This window comes from Solihabitans fulvus (assembly GCF_008386585.1).
Lineage (GTDB): Bacteria > Actinomycetota > Actinomycetes > Mycobacteriales > Pseudonocardiaceae > Solihabitans > Solihabitans fulvus.
Genome location: NZ_VUOB01000061.1, coordinates 56,528 through 77,216, shown reverse-complemented (window position 1 = coordinate 77,216; position 20,689 = coordinate 56,528). Strand labels below are relative to the sequence as shown.

Annotated in this window: 23 protein-coding genes; 4 read left to right on the top strand and 19 right to left on the bottom strand. The window is 71.3% G+C overall.

Annotated elements, in window-relative coordinates:
* Positions 1-17: 17 nt before the first annotated feature.
* Positions 18-740 (bottom strand): mycothiol-dependent nitroreductase Rv2466c family protein, encoded by a 723-nt coding sequence (locus F0L68_RS30240; RefSeq protein ID WP_149853261.1) that lies wholly within the window; start codon positions 738-740, stop codon positions 18-20.
* 250 nt (positions 741-990) lie between these two features.
* Here F0L68_RS30240 and F0L68_RS30235 point away from each other — a divergent pair, with 250 nt between their 5' ends.
* The gene (locus F0L68_RS30235; RefSeq protein WP_223199271.1) at positions 991-2,880 is read left to right on the top strand and encodes a Xaa-Pro dipeptidyl-peptidase; all 1,890 of its coding nucleotides are present in this window, start codon (positions 991-993) and stop codon (positions 2,878-2,880) included.
* Positions 2,881-2,971: 91 nt separating this feature from the next.
* Complete coding sequence (locus F0L68_RS45535; RefSeq protein WP_188316909.1) at positions 2,972-3,892, top strand: STAS domain-containing protein; 921 nt, start codon at positions 2,972-2,974, stop codon at positions 3,890-3,892.
* On the opposite strand, the gene F0L68_RS30225 is transcribed toward F0L68_RS45535, so the two are convergent.
* Positions 3,854-4,564 (bottom strand): M50 family metallopeptidase, encoded by a 711-nt coding sequence (locus F0L68_RS30225; protein WP_149853259.1) that lies wholly within the window; start codon positions 4,562-4,564, stop codon positions 3,854-3,856. The genes F0L68_RS45535 and F0L68_RS30225 overlap by 39 nt on opposite strands.
* Before the next feature lie 164 nt (positions 4,565-4,728).
* Here F0L68_RS30225 and F0L68_RS30220 point away from each other — a divergent pair, with 164 nt between their 5' ends.
* A complete protein-coding gene (locus F0L68_RS30220; protein WP_149853258.1) occupies positions 4,729-5,760 on the top strand; it encodes an agmatine deiminase family protein in 1,032 nt (343 codons plus the stop codon).
* Positions 5,761-5,881: 121 nt separating this feature from the next.
* On the opposite strand, the gene F0L68_RS30215 is transcribed toward F0L68_RS30220, so the two are convergent.
* Entirely contained in the window at positions 5,882-7,183 is a 1,302-nt protein-coding gene (locus tag F0L68_RS30215; protein WP_149853257.1) for a helix-turn-helix domain-containing protein, read from the bottom strand.
* A 691-nt stretch (positions 7,184-7,874) separates the two neighbouring features.
* Between F0L68_RS30215 and F0L68_RS30210 the strand changes: the two genes are divergently transcribed.
* Complete coding sequence (locus F0L68_RS30210; protein ID WP_149853256.1) at positions 7,875-8,624, top strand: thioesterase II family protein; 750 nt, start codon at positions 7,875-7,877, stop codon at positions 8,622-8,624.
* A 37-nt stretch (positions 8,625-8,661) separates the two neighbouring features.
* Here the strand turns inward: F0L68_RS30210 and F0L68_RS30205 are convergent, their stop codons facing one another.
* The 16 genes from F0L68_RS30205 to fabG form a co-directional block, all read right to left on the bottom strand.
* A complete protein-coding gene (locus tag F0L68_RS30205) occupies positions 8,662-9,177 on the bottom strand; it encodes a DUF3995 domain-containing protein (RefSeq protein WP_149853255.1) in 516 nt (171 codons plus the stop codon).
* Between the two features lie 48 nt (positions 9,178-9,225).
* Positions 9,226-9,774 (bottom strand): hypothetical protein, encoded by a 549-nt coding sequence (locus F0L68_RS30200; RefSeq protein ID WP_149853254.1) that lies wholly within the window; start codon positions 9,772-9,774, stop codon positions 9,226-9,228.
* A complete protein-coding gene (locus tag F0L68_RS30195) occupies positions 9,737-11,056 on the bottom strand; it encodes a methylaspartate mutase (RefSeq protein WP_149853253.1) in 1,320 nt (439 codons plus the stop codon). The genes F0L68_RS30200 and F0L68_RS30195 overlap by 38 nt, the downstream gene beginning before the upstream one ends.
* Positions 11,056-11,496, bottom strand: coding sequence for a cobalamin B12-binding domain-containing protein (locus F0L68_RS30190; protein ID WP_149853252.1), 441 nt, complete (start codon positions 11,494-11,496; stop codon positions 11,056-11,058). The genes F0L68_RS30195 and F0L68_RS30190 overlap by 1 nt, the downstream gene beginning before the upstream one ends.
* Before the next feature lie 82 nt (positions 11,497-11,578).
* Positions 11,579-11,716, bottom strand: a complete 138-nt coding sequence (locus F0L68_RS42730; protein WP_188316908.1) for a hypothetical protein — start codon at positions 11,714-11,716, stop codon at positions 11,579-11,581.
* Positions 11,713-12,360, bottom strand: a complete 648-nt coding sequence (locus tag F0L68_RS30185; RefSeq protein ID WP_149853251.1) for a 2-hydroxychromene-2-carboxylate isomerase — start codon at positions 12,358-12,360, stop codon at positions 11,713-11,715. The genes F0L68_RS42730 and F0L68_RS30185 overlap by 4 nt, the downstream gene beginning before the upstream one ends.
* Positions 12,357-13,340: a thioesterase family protein gene (locus F0L68_RS30180; RefSeq protein WP_149853250.1), complete on the bottom strand. Its 984-nt coding sequence runs from the start codon at positions 13,338-13,340 to the stop codon at positions 12,357-12,359. The genes F0L68_RS30185 and F0L68_RS30180 overlap by 4 nt, the downstream gene beginning before the upstream one ends.
* Positions 13,337-14,152 carry an alpha/beta fold hydrolase gene (locus tag F0L68_RS30175; protein ID WP_149853249.1) on the bottom strand — a complete coding sequence of 272 codons (816 nt, stop codon included), beginning with the start codon at positions 14,150-14,152 and terminating at the stop codon, positions 13,337-13,339. The genes F0L68_RS30180 and F0L68_RS30175 overlap by 4 nt, the downstream gene beginning before the upstream one ends.
* Before the next feature lie 76 nt (positions 14,153-14,228).
* A complete protein-coding gene (locus tag F0L68_RS30170; RefSeq protein WP_149853248.1) occupies positions 14,229-15,167 on the bottom strand; it encodes a beta-ketoacyl synthase N-terminal-like domain-containing protein in 939 nt (312 codons plus the stop codon).
* A 1-nt stretch (position 15,168) separates the two neighbouring features.
* On the bottom strand, positions 15,169-16,260 hold the full coding sequence (locus F0L68_RS30165) for a beta-ketoacyl synthase N-terminal-like domain-containing protein (protein WP_149853247.1): 1,092 nt from the start codon (positions 16,258-16,260) through the stop codon (positions 15,169-15,171).
* A gap of 34 nt (positions 16,261-16,294) precedes the next feature.
* Entirely contained in the window at positions 16,295-17,431 is a 1,137-nt protein-coding gene (locus tag F0L68_RS30160) for a beta-ketoacyl synthase N-terminal-like domain-containing protein (protein WP_149853246.1), read from the bottom strand.
* A complete protein-coding gene (locus tag F0L68_RS30155; RefSeq protein WP_149853245.1) occupies positions 17,428-18,636 on the bottom strand; it encodes a beta-ketoacyl-[acyl-carrier-protein] synthase family protein in 1,209 nt (402 codons plus the stop codon). Before F0L68_RS30155 ends, F0L68_RS30160 begins: the two co-directional genes overlap by 4 nt.
* Positions 18,637-18,638: 2 nt before the next feature.
* Positions 18,639-18,905: an acyl carrier protein gene (locus F0L68_RS30150; protein WP_149853244.1), complete on the bottom strand. Its 267-nt coding sequence runs from the start codon at positions 18,903-18,905 to the stop codon at positions 18,639-18,641.
* A gap of 26 nt (positions 18,906-18,931) precedes the next feature.
* The gene (locus F0L68_RS30145; RefSeq protein ID WP_149853243.1) at positions 18,932-19,405 is read right to left on the bottom strand and encodes a 3-hydroxyacyl-ACP dehydratase FabZ family protein; all 474 of its coding nucleotides are present in this window, start codon (positions 19,403-19,405) and stop codon (positions 18,932-18,934) included.
* Positions 19,398-19,823: a 3-hydroxyacyl-ACP dehydratase FabZ family protein gene (locus F0L68_RS30140; RefSeq protein ID WP_149853242.1), complete on the bottom strand. Its 426-nt coding sequence runs from the start codon at positions 19,821-19,823 to the stop codon at positions 19,398-19,400. Before F0L68_RS30140 ends, F0L68_RS30145 begins: the two co-directional genes overlap by 8 nt.
* Entirely contained in the window at positions 19,823-20,563 is a 741-nt protein-coding gene (fabG, locus tag F0L68_RS30135) for a 3-oxoacyl-[acyl-carrier-protein] reductase (protein WP_149853241.1), read from the bottom strand. The genes F0L68_RS30140 and fabG overlap by 1 nt, the downstream gene beginning before the upstream one ends.
* Positions 20,564-20,689: the final 126 nt, after the last annotated feature.

The following is a 20,689-nucleotide window of genomic DNA, read 5'->3' as shown; positions in this document are numbered from 1 at the left end:
GGGCGCCGAAGGGAAAGCTACTTCTTCTGCCGGCGGCTGCCGCCGTGCCAGTCCTGCTGCGCGCCGGCCTCGTCCGCGCCGACGCCGAACGACGACAGCTGCGGCAGTTCACGCAGGCTGCGCTTCAACTCGGCGAAGCCGGGGAACCTGGCCAGCCCCACCACGTGGTCCCACAGCTCGACGGCCTGCTCCTCGTCGGGCAGCCTGCTGATCACCGGGCCGAAGAAGGCGACCCCGGCCGGCGGCTCGAAGTGCAGGATCGGGGTGCCGACGTCCTTCCCGGTCAGGGACAGCGCCTCGTCGGTCTCGGCCTGGATCACCGCGTCGAGGGAGCTGTCCTCCAGCGCGTCGGCCAACGAGGCCGGCAGGCCGGCGTCGGCGAGCACCGGCAGGACGAAGTCCGGCGTGCCCCTTCGGCCGACGCTGGCCGCCTCGTCGGGCACGAGCCCGCGCTCGAAGGCGTGGTCGCCCATGGTGGCGTAGAGGGTCGCGACGGCGGCGCCGCCGTGCTCGGCGCGGGTGCGGGCGGCGACCCGCAGCATCCGCAACCCGGCCGTGTGGCTGGCCTCGTACTCCGGCGGGAAGTGCGTGGCGTAGTCGATGTGCGCATTGAGCTGCCGCAACGAGATGAACCGCCAGTCAACCGAGTAGTCACGCTTGGACTGCACGATTCGGACCCACTTGCTCGTCATCCACGCGAAAGGGCAGGTGGGGTCGAAATAGAAGTTGATGTCAGCCATGGTTCGAAGTCTATGCGTTCGACAGGTCGGCGGCCGCGTGAACCGAACCGTTCCCACACAACGGAAAAAGCCCCCGGGATGGCGGATTGTGTTCCCCCGCCGCGTCACCAGCGACAACGACCGACGATCGGCTCTGCCAGGCCGCGAGCCGCGCTCGCTAGCGTTGCGGCACAGGACCCAAGGAGGTGCTGTGAACCCTGCAAAGTCACGTGCGCTGACCGTGTTGCTGACCGTGGTGGGCTGTGTGCTGTTGTCCGCCCCCGGTTTCGCGCAGGCGGCCGTCCCCGCCTCGACCGTTCGCGACGGCGGCAGCCAACCGATCTACTCGTTCACCAACGCGATCCGCGAGACCGTCTGGGTGGACACCGGCATCGACGGTGACGGCGACGGCCACACCGACCGGGTGGCCGCGGACATCATCCGGCCGAGGGAACCGGCGCAGGCCGGCCAGAAGATCCCGGTGATCATGGACGCGAGCCCCTACTACTCCTGCTGCGGGCGCGGCAACGAGAGCCAGGTCAAGACCTACGACGCACAGGGTCGTCCGGTCGGTTTCCCGCTCTACTACGACAACTACTTCGTGCCGCGCGGCTACGCCGTGGTGCTCGTGGATCTCACCGGCACCAACAAGTCCCAGGGCTGCGTCGACGTCGGCGGACGGTCGGACATCGCCTCGGCGCGGGCCGTGGTCGACTGGCTCAACGGCCGCGCCGGCGGCTACACCGCCTCGTCCGGGGGCAGCGCAGTACGCCCCGACTGGACCAACGGCTCGGTCGGCATGATCGGCAAGTCCTACGACGGCACCATCGCCGACGGGGTCGCCGCGACCGGCGTCGCCGGGCTGCGGACCATCGTGCCGATCTCCGCCATCAGCTCCTGGTACGACTACTACCGCTCGGACGGCGCGTCCTTCGGCTCGAACCCGGACGGCCTCGCCCGCACGGTGGAGTCGAGCGCCGCGTCGTCCCGCTGCGCCGCCGTGCACCGCAGGCTGGTGTCCGGCGCCGCCCCCAACGGCGACTTCACCTCGCTGTGGACCGAACGCGACTACGTGCTCTCCGCCGGCAAGGTACGCGCCAGCGTGTTCGCGGTGCACGGCCTCGGCGATCTCAACGTGAAGACCATCAACCTCGGTCAGTGGTGGGACGCGTTGGCCGCGCACAACGTGCCGCGCAAGCTGTGGCTGTCCCAGACCGGGCACGTCGACCCGTTCGACTACCGGCGCGCGCAGTGGGTGGACACCCTGCACCGGTGGTTCGACCACACCCTGCTCGGCATGGACAACGGCATCGACCGCGAGCCGATGGTGGACGTCGAGCGGCATCCCGACGCCTGGACGACCGACCCGGTCTGGCCGCCGAGCGGCACCGCGAACACCGTGCTGCGGCCCGTGAACGGCCAGACACCCGGCCTCGGCCAGCTCGGCACGGCGACGCCGCCCTCGGGGTCGACCGCGACCTTCACCGACGATCCGCAGCTCGGCGAGCAGGACTGGGCCGCGCAGCCGGACAGCGCCTCCTCCGCCAGGCTGCTCTACGACACCGGCCCGCTCGCGGCCGACCTGCGGCTGTCCGGTACCGGGACGGTGACCGTCACGGCCACCCCGTCCACGAGCGCGGCGCGACTGTCCGCCGTGCTGGTCGACTACGGCCCGACCACCATCCGGGACTACCTCGGCAACGGCGAGGGCATCAACACCCTCAGCACGAAGTCCTGCTGGGGCGCGGACCGGCCGGGCGACAGCTCCTGCTACTACGACACCCAGACCGCGACCACCGACGTGGACCTCGAGGTGTTCTCCCGTGGCTGGGCCGATCTCGGCCACTACGCCTCGCTCGCCTCGGGCAGGACCCTCACACCCGGCCGCGCCTACACGATGACCTTCCGACTGTCCACAGTGGACCACGTGGTGCCGCAGGGCCACCATCTCGCGCTGGTGCTGGCCGGCACGGACGGCGGCGAGATCACCGCGCCGTCGCACCCGCCGACGATCACGCTCGGGCTCGGCGGCACGAGCGCGTCGCTGCCGGTGGTCGGCGGGGCCGCCGCGGTGCGGCCGGAACCCGGCGTGCACAGTGCACCGGCGGTGCGACCGGACCATCTACCCAGAACGACTGCTCCGGTTGGGCGACTTGGCTGACCCGGCTTCCACGACACGATCCGATCCGGCACGCTGAACGGTCGGCGGGCGTCCACCGCGACGCCCGCCGATCAGGATCGGAGGCGGGATCATGGACCTTGAGCTGAACTCGGTCACCGTCGCGGGCGGCGTCACCATCGTCGAGGCCAACGGCGAGCTGGACGTCCTCACCGCGCCGAGGATGCGCGAGTACATGATCAACCTCATCAACGACGGTCGCGTGCGGCTGATCATCGACCTGGACGGGCTGGACTTCCTGGACAGCACTGGACTCGGCGTGCTGGTCGGCGTGTTCAAGCGGATTCGGTCAAGGCACGGCGAGCTGGCCTTGGTCTGTTCGCAGGAACGGCTGCTCAAGATCTTCCGGATCACCGGCCTCACCAAGGTGTTCGCGATCGCCCCGAACCTCACCACGGGGCTCGGCCTGGTGAGCGGCTCGATCGAGCCACCGGAGTCCGGGGAGGTCGGCTGGCACTGGCCTCCCGCCAGGATCTACCTCGACGACGCGGCCGACAATGCGGCCGTGCAGGACGCGCTCGGCGAGGTCGTCCACGCGTTCGGGATGGACATCGTCTTCGCCTTCCCCGCCGTGGAGGGGTCCTGGTTCCGCGAGTTCCTGGTGCGGCTGCGCAGGTCCGGCACGCTGCCCACGATGGAGGACCAGCTGGCGAAGCTCACCAGGGCGCTGGAACTCCAGGTGCTGCACGCGCCGCAGGCCAAGATCGACGCCGCGCAGGGCGAGGCGGTGTCGAAGCTGGTCACCTCGCTCGGCGGCCAGCAGCGGGCGCTGATCCAGATCGGCTCGCTGCTGCTGGTGAAGATCGGCGACGACCTGTTCGTCCGGAACCTGTCCCAGCTCGAACTGGCGCACTGGGAACGCAATCCCGCGCTGTTCCGCGATCCGGCGGCCGCGCTCCTCGAACTCCAGAAGGCCGCCGATGCCACGGCTGCGAACGCCATCGCGGCGCCGGGGTCAGGCGCTGGTCAGCAGGAGTCGCCCACCCAGTACTAGCGAGGCGACGGCGACCAGTGCGAACAGGGCGACCCACGCCGTGCCCGACACGCGGGTCAGCCTGGCCAGCTGGTCGGCGTCGGAGTCGCGCGCCCTGCCCCGGCGGCGCTTGCGCTGAAGCTCGCTGATGGGCCGGACGCCGCCGAACAACAGGAACCAGCACACCAGGTTCGCGAACGCGGCCTGCACCTCGTAGGTGGTGAACCAGGACACCGCGAACAGCGCCCCGCCGGTCACCACCACGGACACCACGCCGAAGACGTTGCGGATCATCACCAGCATGGCGAGCAGCAGGGCGATGCTGATCCACAGCAACACCCGCACGTGCCCTGCGGAGACCAGCGCCGCCGCGCCGAGGCCGAGCAGCGACGGCGTCACGTAGCCGGCGAGCGCGGTGAAAACCATGCCGGGGCCGTGCGAGCGGCCGGCCGAGACGGTGACCCCGGAGGTGTCGGAGTGCAGCTTGACGCCGGCCAACCGGCGACCGGTGAGCAGGGCGACCAGGGCGTGGCCGCCCTCGTGCGCGATGGTGATCGCGTTCCTGGCCAGCCGCCACGGGCCCCGGCTGAGGACGACCAACAGCGCGACAAGGCCCGCGCCGACCACCACCGCCCGTGGCGTGTCCCGCACGAGTGAGGACAGGGAGTCCCACAACTGGGTGATGATCGACATCGTCCGTCCGGGTCGACTCTCGCGCCATGATCCGCGGCCGCCCATCTCACACGGTCGGCCGTCACATCCGCGTGTGCTGACGGGACTCCCGCCGAGGAACCGTGCCAGGGCAGCACATTCCCGTGAACGGGCCGGGCCGGGCTTTCTCCGTTAGCCTCGGCCGCATGTCCTCGACCAGCAGGCACGGCATGCCCGCCGAGTGGGAACCGCACGAGCGGACGATCATGGCGTGGCCTGCGGACCGCAGGATCTGGGGCGGTCTCATCGCCGAAGCGCAGCTGGACGTGGCCACGGTCGCCAAGGCCATCGCGCGGTTCGAGCCGGTGCTGCTCATGGCGCGGCCCGAGCACCGCGCGCGGGCGCAGGCGCAGTGCGGCCCGTCGGTGCAGGTCGTGCCGGTGCCCGTGGACGACCTGTGGGCGCGCGACACCGGGCCGGTCTTCGTGCACGGTCCAGACGGGCTCGCCGGTGTCGACCTCAACTTCAACGGCTGGGGCGGCAAGCAGGAGCACGCCGACGACGCGAGGGTCGCCGAGAACCTCCTCGACCGGCTCGACGTGCCGAGGATCTCCGCGCCGATCACCACGGAGGGCGGCGCGCTCGAGGTCGACAGCGAGGGCACGCTGCTGGCCACCGAGAGCTCGCTGGTGAACGACAACCGCAACGCGGGACGGGACCGGGGCGAGATCGAGCTGGCGCTGCGGGACCTGCTCGGCGTGCGGAAGGTCATCTGGCTCAAGGGAGTCGCGGGCCAGGACGTCACCGACTGCCACGTGGACACGCTGGCCCGCTTCGTGGAGCCGGGGGTCGTCGTGCTGAACCGGCCGAGCGCCGACGCGCCAGCGGACGCCTGGTCCGCGGTGTCGGACCAGGCGCTCGCGGTGTTGCGCACCGCGACCGACGCGCAGGGGCGCGCGCTGCGGGTGGTCGAGCTGCCCGAGCCGAATCCGAACGAGATCATCGAGCACGACGACGAGTTCCTGGCCTCGTACCTGAACTTCTACGTGCTCAACGGCGCGGTGATCGTGCCGAGGTTCGGCGACCGCGACGCCGACGACCGGGCCGCCGACCTGTTGCGGGAGCTGCACCCCGGCCGCGAGGTCGTGCAGCTCACCATCAACGGAATCGCCTCGGGCGGCGGCGGAATCCACTGCGCCACACAACAACAACCGCGCGGGCCACGCCAGGATCCCTAGGCAGCGCCAGGATTCCTAGGCAGCTTGGGAAACGTCATGCGACGCCAGAGGCCCTGCCTGAGACCGCGGTGGGACTGTGATTCCTAGGCTGCGCCAGGATTGCTAGACAGCGTGGGAAACCTCAGGCGACACCGGAGGCCCGGCCCGAGACCGCGGTGGGACCGTTGGCGGAGCGGAGCTGGTCGATCTCCCGCCAGATCTGCGCGGCCAGCCGGTAGGCGGACAGCTCCTCGCACAGGCCAGCGGCCGACCGCAACCGGTCCATCGCACGGTCCTGGTCGCCGAGCTGGTGCAGGGCGCGCCCGCAGGTCAGCCGCAGGCGCACCAGCTCGGCGGCGGGCAGCCCCTCCGGTTCGCGCTCGCTCAGCAGCAACGCGCGCCTCGGGTCGCCGGCGGCCAGCGCGTAGCGCGCCTCCAGGCTCGCCAGCAGCTGCGCCTCCCCCGGCGCCTCGACCATGTCCAGGGCGGCGCGCGCCCAGGTGAGGTACTGGTCGATCTCGCCGAGCTCGGCCTCCGCGTCGAGCAGCGCCGACGCGGCCGCGCGGGAGAACTTGGCCCACTCGCGCAGCGAGGTGCCCGGGGTGGCGAGCATTTCCCGTGCCTGCCGGACATGGCGGACCGCGAGTTCCGGATGACCGATCCGCGCGTAGGCCACGCAGGCCACCCAGTGCGCCCGGCCGAGGATCGGCCGGCTGTCGATCTTCTCGGCGACCCGCAGCATGCGGTCGATCAGGTGGGCGGCGTCCCCGGCGTCGCCGGAGTCGCAGCGGATGGAGATCAGCACGCCAAGGGTCCGCACGTGTTCGCTGGTGTTGGCCAGCTCGGTCGCGCTGATCCGCTCGGCCGCGCTCTCGGCCAGTTCGAGTGCCTCGGCGAGCCTGCCGGTGTCGCGGGCGGCGGCCGCGTGGTCGATGCGTACCTTCACGATCAGCTCGGCGACGCCGATGTTCTCGGCCACCGTGGCCAGCTCGGCGAGCAGGTCGTAGCGCGCCTCGCCCTCGGAGCGCAGCGTGAGGAGGTCGGCGAGGGCGATGCCGTGTTCGAGGATCGACACCGGCACGCCGTCGCGGCGGGCGGACTCGTAGGCCTTGGCGAAGTGCACCTGGGCGTCGGCGAGGTCGCCGAAGTCGGCGGAGCTGCGGCCGAGGATCTCCAGCACCAGGCGGACGTCGGGGCTGGTGCCACCGATGCCCTTGGCCGGCAGCTCGGCGTCGTCGACCAACGCGTCCAGCGGCACGTTCAGCGCGCGGGCGATCTGGAGGACGACCTCGAGCGTCGGCACCCGCGCGCCCGACTCCAGCAGTGAGATGTAGCTGGGGTTGACCACACCGCCTGTGGCGTCGCGCTGGGACAGGCCGCGCTCGACGCGGAGCGCGCGAAGGCGCTGACCGAACTCCGGCTGCTGGATGTTGACGATGCTCACCGCTGCGAGCCCCTTGGTTCGAGGGATGCCGCCTGTCAAGCCTATCGTACACTCCAGTTAACCCAATGATAACTGCGGTAGTGCGCGAGTGGCGACAGAGAATTCGTCCATTTCGGACTTGGTAAAGTCAGCGGCAAGCGGTGAGTAAAGGCATCAGCGTCGAACCGAACGTGCCCGCGCCAGCGGGACCACCGGCGCGGGGCGCGCTCCCCAGTGTTGTTCGACTACACCAACCAAGGCCAGTCCCCACCGTTCGTGCCCGCCGCCGGGCACCAGGGCCAGTCACTTCCGTCCGGATTCGCCGGCACAGTCACGGTGACCGCTCCCGTGAGCGCCGCAGCATCGGCCGCTGCGGAACTCGCCGGCCAACTCGCCAGTCCGACCGCGTTCAGCACCACGCCGGCCAGTACCGCGGCCAGCAGCATCGCCCGAACACGACGAACCGGCCCGATTAACTGACCTTGGTAAGCAGATCTGTTTACTGGTGTCATGCATCATGTGTAGCCCATGACATCTGCCAGCACAACGGCCTTGCCAGAAACGGCAGGGCCAAGGGTGAATTTTGGCTTGAACGGGGTAACGCCGACTGTGCCCGTGACCCCCGGAGCCACCCGGCACTAACATCATCGGCCAGGCGATCTGGGGCTTCGCCCGGTGCACACCGGCGCGGCCGAACAACGCGGAGGCGTGCATGAACGGCAAGGCCAACGAACCCTCGAGCCTGCTCCGCCGCCCGACGCCGGTGGCCGCACCGAGGATTCGGCTGGTGTGCCTCCCGCACGCGGGCGGCGCGGCGACGGCCTACCGCCAGTGGCCACGGTCGCTGCCCGGCGACGTGGAGATGCTGGCGGTCCAGTACCCCGGCAGGCAGGACCTGGTCAACGAGCGGTGCATCGACGACATGACCGAGCTGGCCGACGTCGTGACCGACTCGCTGCTGCCGTACACCGACGTGCCGTTGGCTCTGTTCGGCCACAGCATGGGCGCGCTGGTCGCCTACGAGGTGGCCTGGCGGCTGGAACACCGGCACGGCGTCGTCCCGCGCGCGCTGTTCGTGTCCGCGCAGAAGCCCCCGCACCTCCAGGACCGGGGCGACCTGCACCTGCGCGGCGACCAGGCGCTGATCGCCGAGGTGAACCGGCTCGGCGACGTCGACCCGATCATCTTCACCGACCCCGACCTGCGGGACCTGGTGCTGCCGGCCATCCGGGGCGACTTCCACCTGCTCGGCACCTACGACCCCGAGCCGGGCCGCACGATCAGCGCGCCGCTGGTCGCCCACCTCGGCGACCGGGATCCCGACGTGGACCTCGCGTCCGTGCTCGGCTGGTCCAAGACGACCACCGGCCCGGCCGACCACCGGGTGTGGGAGGGCGATCACTTCTACCTGGTGCAGCAGGAGGCCGCGCTGCTCGGCGACCTGGCCGAGCGGCTGCGCTGACCTCGGGCCGCGGCGCTGGCCCGGGTCACGGCGCGACTCAGCCGCGACGGCGGGTGAAGCCGAGCGCGGCCAGGCCGAGGAAGATCCCCCACACCAGGAACCACGGGTCCCACAGGAACAGGTGCCAGTGGAAGGCCTTCCAGTCCATGTCCGACGACGCCTGGATGACGCCGGCCTGCACCAGCGCCTGCACCCCGACCAGGACGCCGCCGTAGAGCACCAGCAGCGCGGTCGCGCCCCAGCCCGCCGTCAGCACCATCCAGCGCGGCGGGCGGCGTCCCCACGGCCGGACCAGCGCGAGCCCGAGCACGCCGCCGGCCAGCTTGAGCGCGACGGTCACCCACACCACGGCGATGAGCCCCGGTTGGCGCGCCCTGGCCAGCTCCTCCAGCTTGCCGCCGAGCGTGTCGACCCCCGCCGTGCCGCCGAGCGCCCAGTACGCGCTGACCAGCGCGTACAGCAGGCCGCAGGCGAATGCCGCGTACCCCGCCCAGGCGAAGGCGGCCGGCCGCGCGGTCGACCGGCCTGCGGAACTCACGGTTGCCCGGGTCATCGGACCTCTTTCGTCGGGACCGGTGGCGCCCCAAGCGTAGCGAGCCGACTACGCAACGGATCGCGCGATGGCGTTGAGGATGTCCCTGCGCACCAGGCCGCTGCCGAGCCGGACCAGCACCCAGTAGAACTCGAACGCGAGCCGCGCCGCCGCGTCCGTGCCGACCACCCTGGTCTCGGTGGACAGCAGCGTGCCGTCCCGCTCCGGGGTGAGCAGGAAGTTCATCGCGACCTTGGACCAGCCGGGCTCGTCGAAGCTCTCGAACGCGGCCGCGTCGCCCCGCTCGATGTCGGGCCTGCTCGGGCGGACGGCCGCGTAGCGCGCGATGTCGCCGAGCAGCAGCTCGCGCGGCGGGTCCGAGGCGATGGGGCGCGGGGCCATCGCCTCGACGGCCCGCAGGTCCAGCGGGCCGTCGACGCCGCGCAGCCAGGCGACGGGTCCGCCGCGCAGCCGCGCGAGCGCGACGGTCAGCGCGAGGTCGCGCACCCGCAGGTCCATCAACGCGTCCCAGACCCGCTGCGGCGGCGCGGCGATCCAGCGGCTGTGCTGCTCGCGCTTGTCATAGCGCGGCAACACCCGGTCCAGCGTCCAGCTCATGCGCCCTCAGCTCCCTGGTCGGCGCGGCGTGCAGGGCCGCGCGGTCGTACTTGCGTTCGACGTAGTGCAGCGAGGACAGCAGTTCCGCGCTGGTGACACCCGCGTCGCGCGGCGGCCGCACGAGGTGGCCGATCGGCATCGAGCCGATCGCCGTCCAGCGCAGTCGGCCCGCCCCGTCGACGCGGGCGCGGGCCCGGCCCCGGTTGTCCGCGTGCAGGCAGTAGGGCACGTCGAGGTAGCCCGCGGCGAAGGCGAGCAGCAGCGCGGTGCCGAGATCGTCGTGCAGGTCGAGAACGGCCTCGATGAGCGCCCGCGCCTCGGCGTGCACTCCCGTGTCCGCAACGGATTCGCCAACCAACCGGCGGGTGGCGGGGTCGACGGCGACCTCCGCCGCGTACTCCAGCGCCGCCACGTTCTCCCGGATCGTCGGGATGCGGTGCGCCTCGGCCGGCGTCTTGACGATGAGGCGCGCCGCGCCGCCACGGACCGCGAGCCTGGTCGCGTCCGCGAGCAGCCGGAACGACCCGGCCGGGGTCCTCGGATGCACGCCCATGTAGGCGTAGAGCACGACGTGACTGTCCACATCGGACAGATATTCGTCGATGAGCCGGTGCAGTCCGCGCAGCGCCTCCTCGTCCTGGGCCGCGCTGGTCTGCTGGGTGAAGCTCAGCGACATGCTGCGGATGCCGTGCTGGCGGAAGAACATCCCCTCCAGCACCGTCATGGCGAGCAGCAGGCTCGGCGGACACAGCTGGCCGAGCAGGCAGCCGCCGAAACTCTCCAGGTGCGGTTCGACGCCGCGGTCGGCGAGCGTGGCGAACCGCTCGCAGCATCGGGCCCAGCTGCGGACCGCCCGCTTGAGCGGCGCCCGGCTGTAGGGCAGGCAGTAGGACACCGGGCCGCCCTCGGTGGCGTCGAGGCCCGCCGAGACCAGCGCCGCGAAAATGCTTTCCGGCAAAGGAGAACCGTGCCGCACCTGGACTGGGAACGTCTCGTCCCGGACGCCGGCGAGCACGCCGTCGGTGGTCGCGGGATCGTGGTCGACGATGGGATACCCGTTGAGCGCCAAGCCCTCCGCCAGCGCGCGGGCGACGGCGTCGTGGTCGCCGACCCTGGTGTAGCTGTCCAGCGTGACCGTGCCGACGGCGGTGGCCCGCGCCCGCTTGGTCGCGAGCAGCCCCGCGCGCATCTCGGCCGGGTCGCTGAAGCCCATTCTCGGCTGCACCACGAGGTTTCCGCGCCGCCGCGCGTCCCGGACGAAGCCGGCGAAGGAACCGCTCATCACGCCGTGACCTCCAGCGGCCGCACCGACTCGATGAACCGCGCAAGGCCCGCCAGGTCCGCGCCGTCCTGGAACACCGCGTCGAAGCCCAGCGCGAGCAGCTCGGCGGCGTACTGCTCGTCCGCCGCGCCGGCCACGCCCAGCTTGCCGCCGATGACCACCGGCACGGCGGCGAGTTCCCCGGTCCGGCGCAGCGCGCCGATCAGCCGCCGGCCGTCGGCGTAGCCGTGCCCGTTGACCGTGCTGATCACCACCAGGTCGGGGTCGTGCCGCAGGCACTGCGCCACCAGCTCGTCCTCGGGCACGCACGCACCGAGGTTGACCACCTCGTGGCCCAGTTCCTCGATGAGCAGTTGGAGGAACACGAGGTTCCAGGTGTGCGAGTCCGAGGACACGCTGCTGAGCAGCACGCGGCGTCGGCTCACCTTCAGGTCAGGCACGGGGAACCTCTCGGTCGCGTTCGGACCTCGTGAGTGGAAGCCCCCACCCTCGGCACGGGCTTCCACTCACGAGAGTCATTGGTCAGCCGCAGCCGCCGGCCGAGTCCCTGTCGTAGTCGCCGGTCGCGTCGAGGACTTCCTGCGGGATGCCCGCCAGCGGGTCGGGGCCGAACTGCTCGTCCACCAACACGGCGGGCTGTTCGACACTGCTGATCGTCATGCGTTGACTCCCTTGCGTTCCATTGCCTTCTCCAACTCCGGCACCAGTACGGCCATGAAGTCCTCGAGACGGTCGCGTCCCCAGAACCGGTGCCGGCCGATCTTGAAGTACGGCACACCGAACACGTCGTCGTGGTAGATGTTCAGCAGCGCCGCCACGCCCTCGGCGCGGATCTCCTCGTCGTCGACCGCGGTCACCAGCGGCTCGACCGGCAGGCCCGCGTTGGCCAGCGTGCTCCGCAGCACCTCGGGTTCGCAGATGTCCTCGCCGCGCTCCCACCGCGCCGCGATCACGGCCTGGTAGTACTCGCGCTGGATGCCAAGCTGCTTGGCCTTGATCCAGGCCAGGTGCGGCAGCTCCCACCACGGGTCGATGTCGATCGGCCACTTCATCTGGTAGCCGAACCGCTCCGCGAGGCGCTTGGTGTCCTGAAGGATGTAGAGGTGCTTGGCCTTGCTCATCAGGCTGTAGTGGAACTCCCCACCGGCCTGCTCCAGCGCGGCCTGCGACCGCGCGTCCGGCTCCCAGAACGGGATGTACTCGATGAACTCGTGCGCGTCGGGCAGCCGCTCCTCCAGCTGCCGGACGGCCATCCAGCTGAACGGGCTGCGCAGCGAGAAGTACAGGCGTGGCGGCTTCTTCATCGGGCACCTCCGAGCAGGACGGCCTGGGTGGTCGCGTCGAGCTCGGCGACCGTGCCCGCTCGCTCCCCCCGGCTGATGGCGTAGCCGTGCATGATCGTGCCGGTCGCGGTGTGCACGAGGCGGTCACCGCGTCGCACGTAGCAGTCCATCCTGGCGGTGTAGCTGATGTCGCGCAGGATGTCCTCGACGGCGAACACCGTGTGCACGGTCTCCTCCATGTGCGCGTCGGCGAGCAGCCGGACCCGCGCCCGCGACACCACGGGGATCCAGCCGCGCTCCGCGAGCAGCACGCCGATGGCCAGTCCCCTGCTGTGCAGGAAGCGGTCGACCACCTCCTCCATCGCGCGCACGTAGCCCGAGTGCTGGAGCCGGTCGGAGAAGTGGCAGTAGAAGTACGGAATCCGCCAGGACCACAGGAACGCGCCGGAGCCTGCCGGGGTCAACGCGTCGGCCACGTCCTGGCCGGGCGCCAGCTCGACGCCCGCCGCGTCGGCCGCGTCGGCGAGCGCGGCGACACCGGGAAAGACGTAGGGGGCAAGGAAGTCCGGCACCGGTTCGACGTCGGCCGCGTCCTGCTCGCGGATGAGCGCCACCCGCAGCCTGCCCTTGAGCGCGGTCACGTCGACGCCGTCCCTGTCGACCGCGATGTGCGCGGTGAACGCGGCGCCACAGCCCGGCTTCTGTCTGCCGGCGGCGATCGTCACCCGCACCACGTCGTCGACCTCGAGCGCGGTCGGCAACTGCACCGAGGAGTCGACGATCTCAAGGCCGAGGCCGTGCCGCTGGAACAGGTCCCTTGCGCCGACGCCCCGCTCGCGGAAGTAGGCGAGCACCGCCTCCTCGACCAGGTACATGAAGTGCTTGAAGCCGATCCAGGTGCGGATGTTCGCGCCCTCGTAACGGGGCCGCCCCAGCATGGTCGTCGGGCCGCCGTCCACCAGGGCGGAGGGTGTCGGCGGTGACAGGATGGTCGCGGTCATGGGTTCGTTCCTCCAGCGCTTCGTCGGACCGGCTCGCGGTCGAGGAAGTCGGTCACCTCCGTGGCGACCTCCTCGGCCTGCTCGATGTGGCAGAAATGTCCGTAGTGGACCCGTGGGCGGACCTGGGCGGCCGGCATCGACGCGGCCAGCGCGACGGCCCGCTCGCCGGCCAGCGCCGCGTCCCTGGTGCCGGCCAGCACGAGCGTCGGCGCGCGGACGCGGCCTAGGTCGAGGTTCCCGGTGTCGACGAAGTAGTCGAAGAAGACCGGAAAGGCTTTCGGCACAACCTGTTTGAGCAGCGTGTTGCCCATGGCGTCGACGAGCTCGTCGCCGAGTTTCGCCGCGCGCGCCCCGAGTTTCACCCGCAGGCCGTGCCGCACGATCCCGGTGAAGCCGGCAAGGGACCGTTCCCGCAGCAACGCGTCGACCGGCGCGGACGCCGGGCGGTAGAAGGGGGCCAGCAGTACGGCCGTCCGCGCTGGACGCCGCCTGGCGAGGTGCTCAAGGACGGCGTTGGCGCCGAAGGAGTGGCCGACGAGCGTGTCCGGCGGCTCGGGCAGCAGCGACAGCCCGCGCGCGAGCCAGGTCGCCGGGTCGCCGTGCGTCCGCCAGGCGTAGTTGTTGCCGGCGCGCCACGGCAGGTCGAGGGCGTAGACGCGGCAGCGGTCGGCCAGCCGCGCGGCCAGCACATCCCAGCTGCGCCAGGTGTCCTCCATGCCGTGCACCAGCACGACCGCCGGGCCGGCCGCGCCGCTGCGCCACGCGCCGATGCCGTCATCGGGGATTTCCCCGACCGGTGACCAGTTCCTCATCGACGTCCTCGCTCCGCTCCGGGCGCCGATGAGACACCAAGTCCACTGTGTTGAACTGTTCGCTCGCTCCGCTCCCTCACCGGAAGATCACCTCGGCGGTGGGGGCGAGCCAGTCCTGGGACGCGGCCGTCAGCGACAGCCGGGCGGTGGCGTAGCCGTCCTCGGGATCGCCGCAGGTGACCTCGGCCGCGGTGTGGGTCGAGGCGGGGTCGAGCAGCCACCCGGTCGCTGCGGCGACCTGCAACACCCCAAGCGCCCCATAGGTTTCGCCGACGCGCTCGGTGAGCGAGACGCCGCCGAGCCCGGGATGCGGGTCGAGCCGAAGACCCGCCGCGCCCTCGGGCGGCCGGGCGGACCTGGTGACCCGGTCGAGCAGCACGGCGGGCCCCTCGGCGGCCGGGTCGTACCGGGTCAGCAGCACGCAGGCCGCCGCCGCTCTCGGCTCCGAAAAGCCACCGGGCGGCGTGGCGCGCAGGCCGAGCAGGCCGCGCGCGATCTCGTCGTCGGGTTCCACGCCGACCACGACCGCGCGGTCGGTGCGGCCCGCGCGCAGCAGTCGCGCGCCGAGCCGCACCGCGTCCAGCCCCGAGGTCGCGCCGGCACACAGCATGAAGTTCGGTCCGGTGATGCCGTAGCGGATGGCGATGCTGCTGGCGATGATGTTGCTGGACGCGTTCGGCGCGAGCAGCGGGCTGACCGCGTGCCCCGAGCTGGCGCGCATCTCGTCGACGACCGCGCAGACGGTCTGCACGTTGCCGAGGTTGGAGCTGACCACGACGGCGGTCGTCCCGGCCCCGGCCACCGGCCCGGTCGGGCGGCCCGGCGGCAGGCCCAGCGCCGCGTGCACGGCGCACAGCGCCAGCCGGGTCGCCGGCTCCTTGGCCAGCAGTCCCTTACGCCCCAACACGACGTGCGCCTGGTCGGCGGCCACGGCAGGTTCCGCCGGCGAGCCGGGCAGGTCGCGCGCGGACAGGCCGGGCACGTGCGTCGCGTAGCCGGTGACGGCCACCGTCATCTCAGACCTCCACGATCGTGACGGCGTTGACGCCGCCGAAGCCGAAGGCGTTGACCTGGGCGATCCGCGCCTGGATCGGCACGGACTCCCCGGCCAGCACGGCAAGGTCGGCGGCCTCGTCGATGGGATCGGCGAGGCCGATCACGGCCGGCAGCCTGCCCCTGCGCATCGCCTCGACCGCGACCAGCAGGCTCATCAGGGCCGCGCCGCCGGAGGTGTGACCGGTCGCGCCCTTGATGGCGGTCACGAGTCCGCCCCCCGCCTCGGCGAACACCTCGGTGAGGGCGCGGGCCTCGGTCGGGTCGTTGAGCGCGGTGCCGGTGCCGTGCGCCAGCACCAGGTCGATGTCCTCGGGCGCCACTCCGGCCCTGGTATGCGCGTCGCGCATGGCCGCGACGATGCCGGCCACGTCCGGCGCGGTCTCGTGGTGGGCGTCGCAGCTCAGTCCGACGCCCAGAATCCTTGCCAGCACGGGACGTCCGTCGGCGGGCTCGCGTTCGAGCACCAGCGCCGCGGCGCCCTCGCCGAGCAACACGCCGCCCCGGTCCCGGTCGAACGGCCGCAGCTCGGTGACCAGCTCGTCGCCGACCCGCCCGATCATCGTCAGCATGCTCTCGGTCATCGAGTCGCAGCCGGCCACGACGACCGCGTCGGCCTCGTCCAGCGCCAGCAGGTCCAGCGCGAGGGCCAGCGCGTACCCGCCGGCCGAGCACGCGTTCGACACCGTCAGCACCTCGGTCGCCTCGGGCAGCACAGCCCGCACCGCCGCGTCGAAGTGCAGCTCCCGCAGGGTCGCGCCGGCGCCGTCGGCGTGCCACCGCTCCAGGCTGCGCAGCTCGCGCAGCCCGGAGCCGACGACGACGGCGACCCGCTTGCCCGAGACGTCCAGCCCGGACTCGCGGACCGCGTCCGCCACGGTCTCGGTGAGCCAGCTGCTCGCCCGGAAGGACCGCTCCCGATCGCCGTCGTCGATGGGATAACCGAAGCCCACGAACAGCTTCTCGGTGTCCACGAACCGCAGTGGCGCGACGCCGCTCGCGCCGGTCAGCAGCGCAGCCACAGTGTCGTCGGCGTCGCCGAGACACGTGAGCATCGCTCCTCCCGTGACAGCAGCGCCCCTAACGCCCCTACTCGACACCTCGGCTCCAGCCGCGCAGGACGGCAGCGCCGATCGCGCCGTCGGAGGTGCGCGTGGTCACGACCGACACCCTGCCGTCCAGCGTCGGGTCCGCGCGGTGCCTGGCCAGCAGCGCCGCGACCTGGAACGCGCCGGAGGCGCTGTGGCTCTCCCCGGTGAATTCCTTGACGCGCAGGCGCACCGGCCCGTCGCCGAGCACGGCCCGGATGGCGCGGTCCTCGAAGCCGTCGGTCAGCGGCATGCCGTTCTCGGCGGACGCCACCGCCCACACCTCGCCCGGCTCGACACCCGCCCTGCTCAGCGCGCGGACGACGCAGCCGGCCAGGCTCTCGGAGAAGTCGGTTTCCGGGCCCGCGGTCGCCTCGTCGGCCGGCACGTGCAGGCCGACTTCGATGGCCAGCACCTCGGCGTCGGGTCGCCGGCCCGCCTCGCGCACCGCGTCCGCGTCCTCGACCACGAACACCGCGGCGCCCTCCCCCGCGGCCAGGTCGCCGCCGCCCGCCTCCATGGCGAAGTGCGTCGCCCAGGCCACCTGCGGACTGAACTCCTCGGTGGTGCCGACCAGCAGCGCGTCCGCGTAGCCGCAGCCGATCAGGTTGCGGGCGTAGCGAAGCGCGCTCAGCGCGGCCAGCGCGCCGCCCGCGACGGTGGTGTTGACGCCCCTGAGCCGGTAGCGGATCGCGGACTGGCCTGCGGCGCAGTTCATCACCGCGTTGGGGAACACCAGCGGGTTGACCAGGTAGGGCCGCTCCTGCACGAAGGTGTCGCGGCTGTAGTCGCTGGTCGACTTCACGCTGCCGGCGGTGGTGCCGAGCGCGATGCCGACCCGTTCGTTGTTGCTGTCGTCCACGACCAGGTCGGTGTCGGCCAGCGCCTGCCCGCAGGCGACCATCGCCAGCGAGGTACTTCGGTCCAAAAAGGATGTTCCCTTGCGGCCGAGGTAGTCGCGGACCTTGAAATCCACCAGGGCGAACGCGTCCTGGCGCGGCACCGGCTCCTCGAACATCTCGCTGACGTCGGCGGCGGAGCCGCGCCCCGCCGTCACCGCCCTTGCGAACTCGTCGGCGCCGATCCCGGCCGAGGACAGCACGCCCCAGCCGGTGATCGCGATGGCTCCCGTGCTCATGAGTACCGTCCGAAGATCGTGATCGCGTTGTTTCCGCCGAACGCGAACCCGTTGACCTGCGCGATGTTCACGGTCATCTCGCGCGCCACGTTCGGGACAGGGTCGATGTCGGGGATCTGCGGGTCTGGGTTGCGGAAGTTGATCGTCGGCGGGATGAACGACTCGGCGATGCCGAGCACCGACGCGATCGCGCTGAACCCGCTTGCGGCGCCCATGGTGTGGCCGAGCATGGACTTGATCGAGCTGATCGGCGGCGGTCGCTCGCCGAAGACCTCGACGGCCGCCTTGGCCTCGACGGCGTCGTTGGCCGGGGTGCCGGTGCCGTGCGCGCAGATGTAGTCCACCTCGTCGGCCTTGATGCCGGCGTTGCGGTGCGCGAGACGCATGCACTGCGCGATGCTGACCGGGTCGGGCGCGACCATGTGGTTGGCGTCGCAGTTCAGTCCGTAGCCGAGCACCTCGGCGTAGACGCGGGCGCCGCGCGCGGTGGCGGACTCCAGGCTCTCCAGGAACAGCGCGGCCCCGCCCTCGCCGGTGATGATGCCGCTGCGGTCCCGGTCGAACGGCGCGCACGCCTTCTCGGCGAGCGCCCCCAGCCGGTAGAAGCCGGCGTGGGACCAGCGGCCGACGGAGTCCGCGCCACCGGCGATCATGTAGTCCAGGTCGCCGGTGTGGATCTGGTCGTAGGCGTAGCCGAGCGCGTAGTTGCTCGCCGAGCACGCGGTGGACAGCGTGATGGCCTCGCCGGTCAGGCCCAGCTCCCGGTTGACGGCGACCGCCAACCGGGAGGCGGGGACCTGGCGGGCGAGCTCGCGGTCGACACCGGCGAAGCCGACGGTCAGCGAGTCGCCGGTGAGGCGTTCGAGCACCTGCGACTCACCGCCGGTGGTGCCGATGCTGGAACCCGCGCGCGCCGCGGACAGTTCCGTCGGGTCGATCCCGGAGTCCTCGACGGCGAGTCGGGCGGCGGAGGCGGCGAACTGGCTGGTGCGCCCCCAGGCGTCCGGGGAGATGCGCTGGAGGATGCTCTTCGGGTCGAAGGCCGGCACCTCCCCCGCCATGTAGTGCGGGAAACCAGCCGCGTCGAAGCTGGCGATCGGCGAGATCCCGCTCCGACCGGCGCGTAGTGCGGCGCTGAACTCCCGCGCCCCGATTCCGATGCTCGACACCGGGCCGAGGCCGGTGATGACGACACGACGATTCATGGTCAGTCCTGCCAGTTGGCGTGCTGCTTGACGATCTCGTAGACGGCGGTGAGGTTGACCATCTTGGGCAGCTCCGACTGCGGGATGTCGACCTTGTACTTCTTCTCGATGCGGGCCAGGATCTCGATGGCGCGCAGCGAGTCCGCCTCGTGGTCCTCGGCGAACAGGCTGGTGTCGGTGATCTCCTCCGGCTCGATCTCCAGCACCTCGGCGGCGATCTCGCGCAGCTCCTCGAAGTGCTCCTCGCGCTGTGTGACGGCCTGGGTCATCTGCTTCTCCTGGGTTTCGGTCGGAACTAGGCAGGAACCAGGGTGGTGTCCTGCCGGAGGACGGCGAGGATCTCGCCGACGGTGGCGATTCGGGTGTCGCCGACCCACGTCTCGCCGCGCATGAAGGCGTTGTCGCCCTTGACGAGTTCGAGGTGCACGACGTGCCGGAGCACATCGCCCGGGTAGGCGTGGCCGGTCAGGGTCAGGTCGCGGGCCGAGCCGAAGATCAGCGTGCCGGTGACCGGTTCCGCGCGCTGGGCCGCGGTGTGCAGCCAGAGGATTCCGCCTGCCTGGCCGAGGGATTCGACCAGCAGCGAGACCGGGTAGGCGTAGGCGGAGGCCGGGGCCTCTGCCGGCAGTCCCACGTAGCAGGGCTCAGCGCCGGTGACGGCCTTGGTCGCAACGATCCGGTTGCCAGGGTCGAGTTCGAGCACCCGGTCGACCTGGAGGATAGGGTGCCGGTGCGGCAGGATCCGCTTGATGTCCGCGTGCTCAAGCATCGGCGTTCTCCTTGTGCACCAGCAGTTCCAGCGTGAGCTGCGCGGACGTCCTGCCGTCGCCGCGCCGACACCGTGCCTTCACTCGGACGCGGGACGGGTCGAGGTCGGTCAGCTCGCAGGTGGCGCGCAGCACGTCGCCGGGCAGCAGCGGGGCGCTGAACCGCACCGAGGCGATGGCGGCGATCTCGGCCCTCGTGCCGGGTCCGCCGCGCTCCTCGATGGCGCGCCGCGCGGCCTGGTAGACGGTCTCGATGGTGAACACGCCCGGGTAGATGGTGAAGTCCGGGTAGTGCCCGCCGAGGTAGGGGTCGTCGGCGACGATGTCCTTGACCGCCTCGATCACGCCGGCCGCCCGGTCCTCGATCCGGTCGACGGCGTCCAGCGGCGCGGCGAAGGCGCGGACCGTGCTGGCGGCCATCAGATGACGATTCCGCCGTCGACCTGGATGACCTGGCCGGTGATGTAGGCGGCGCGGTCCGACGCGAGGAACGCGACGAGGTCGGCGACGTCCTCGGCCTGCCCGAACCGGCGCATCGGCACCAGTCCGAGCGCGGTCTTGCGGACCTTCTCCGACAGCCGCGCGGTCATGTCCGTCTCGATGAAGCCGGGCGCGACGACGTTGACCCGCACGTTGTAGGCGGCGAGTTCCTTGGCCAGCGCCTTGCTCATGCCGTTGATGCCGGCCTTGGCCGCCGAGTAGTTGGTCTGGGTCGGGTTGCCGTAGACGCCGGCGACCGAGGACATGTTGATGATCGCGCCGGACTTGCGCTTCATGAAGCCGAACGCCATCGACCGGCAGAAGTTGAACGTGCCGGTGAGGTTGGTGTCGATGACCGCGTTCCAGTCCTCGACCGGCATGAGCACCATGGGGTTGTCCCGCACGATGCCGGCGGAGTTGACCAGGGTCTCGATGGGCCCGAGCTCGGCCTCCGCGGCCTTGATGAACGCCTGCACGGCCTCGGCGTCGGCGACGTCGCAGGGCGCGTGGTAACAGCGTCCGCCGTGCTCCTCGATCTCCTTCGCGGTCGTCTCGGCCGCGGCCGCCTCGCTGCGGTAGCAGAAGGCGACGTCGAAGTTCTCCTCGGCGAGCCGGATGGCGACGCTGCGGCCGATGCCCCGGGAGCCCCCGGTGACGATGACGCGACGTTTCTCAGACATGGCAGTTCCCCGTTGCGGTCGGGACTGGTTTCGACGATGTCGACAGGACGGGAATTGTGTCCACCAGGCTGGCGCCGGGGTGTCAACTCCGATGTTCTGTCGTCAGTTTAGTTTGCGTTTCCCTTG

Excerpts from the sequence above, each read along its gene's own strand:
- F0L68_RS30240 (WP_149853261.1), bottom strand. The coding sequence starts at position 740 with ATGGCTGACATCAACTTCTATTTCGACCCCACCTGCCCTTTCGCGTGG.
- F0L68_RS45535 (WP_188316909.1), top strand. The coding sequence starts at position 2,972 with ATGGACCTTGAGCTGAACTCGGTCACCGTCGCGGGCGGCGTCACCATC.
- F0L68_RS30225 (WP_149853259.1), bottom strand. The coding sequence starts at position 4,564 with ATGTCGATCATCACCCAGTTGTGGGACTCCCTGTCCTCACTCGTGCGG.
- F0L68_RS30220 (WP_149853258.1), top strand. The coding sequence starts at position 4,729 with ATGTCCTCGACCAGCAGGCACGGCATGCCCGCCGAGTGGGAACCGCAC.
- F0L68_RS30210 (WP_149853256.1), top strand. The coding sequence starts at position 7,875 with ATGAACGGCAAGGCCAACGAACCCTCGAGCCTGCTCCGCCGCCCGACG.
- F0L68_RS30205 (WP_149853255.1), bottom strand. The coding sequence starts at position 9,177 with ATGACCCGGGCAACCGTGAGTTCCGCAGGCCGGTCGACCGCGCGGCCG.
- F0L68_RS30200 (WP_149853254.1), bottom strand. The coding sequence starts at position 9,774 with ATGAGCTGGACGCTGGACCGGGTGTTGCCGCGCTATGACAAGCGCGAG.
- F0L68_RS30195 (WP_149853253.1), bottom strand. The coding sequence starts at position 11,056 with ATGAGCGGTTCCTTCGCCGGCTTCGTCCGGGACGCGCGGCGGCGCGGA.
- F0L68_RS42730 (WP_188316908.1), bottom strand. The coding sequence starts at position 11,716 with ATGACGATCAGCAGTGTCGAACAGCCCGCCGTGTTGGTGGACGAGCAG.
- F0L68_RS30185 (WP_149853251.1), bottom strand. The coding sequence starts at position 12,360 with ATGAAGAAGCCGCCACGCCTGTACTTCTCGCTGCGCAGCCCGTTCAGC.
- F0L68_RS30180 (WP_149853250.1), bottom strand. The coding sequence starts at position 13,340 with ATGACCGCGACCATCCTGTCACCGCCGACACCCTCCGCCCTGGTGGAC.
- F0L68_RS30175 (WP_149853249.1), bottom strand. The coding sequence starts at position 14,152 with ATGAGGAACTGGTCACCGGTCGGGGAAATCCCCGATGACGGCATCGGC.
- F0L68_RS30170 (WP_149853248.1), bottom strand. The coding sequence starts at position 15,167 with ATGACGGTGGCCGTCACCGGCTACGCGACGCACGTGCCCGGCCTGTCC.
- F0L68_RS30165 (WP_149853247.1), bottom strand. The coding sequence starts at position 16,260 with ATGCTCACGTGTCTCGGCGACGCCGACGACACTGTGGCTGCGCTGCTG.
- F0L68_RS30160 (WP_149853246.1), bottom strand. The coding sequence starts at position 17,431 with ATGAGCACGGGAGCCATCGCGATCACCGGCTGGGGCGTGCTGTCCTCG.
- F0L68_RS30155 (WP_149853245.1), bottom strand. The coding sequence starts at position 18,636 with ATGAATCGTCGTGTCGTCATCACCGGCCTCGGCCCGGTGTCGAGCATC.
- F0L68_RS30150 (WP_149853244.1), bottom strand. The coding sequence starts at position 18,905 with ATGACCCAGGCCGTCACACAGCGCGAGGAGCACTTCGAGGAGCTGCGC.
- F0L68_RS30145 (WP_149853243.1), bottom strand. The coding sequence starts at position 19,405 with ATGCTTGAGCACGCGGACATCAAGCGGATCCTGCCGCACCGGCACCCT.
- F0L68_RS30140 (WP_149853242.1), bottom strand. The coding sequence starts at position 19,823 with ATGGCCGCCAGCACGGTCCGCGCCTTCGCCGCGCCGCTGGACGCCGTC.
- fabG (WP_149853241.1), bottom strand. The coding sequence starts at position 20,563 with ATGTCTGAGAAACGTCGCGTCATCGTCACCGGGGGCTCCCGGGGCATC.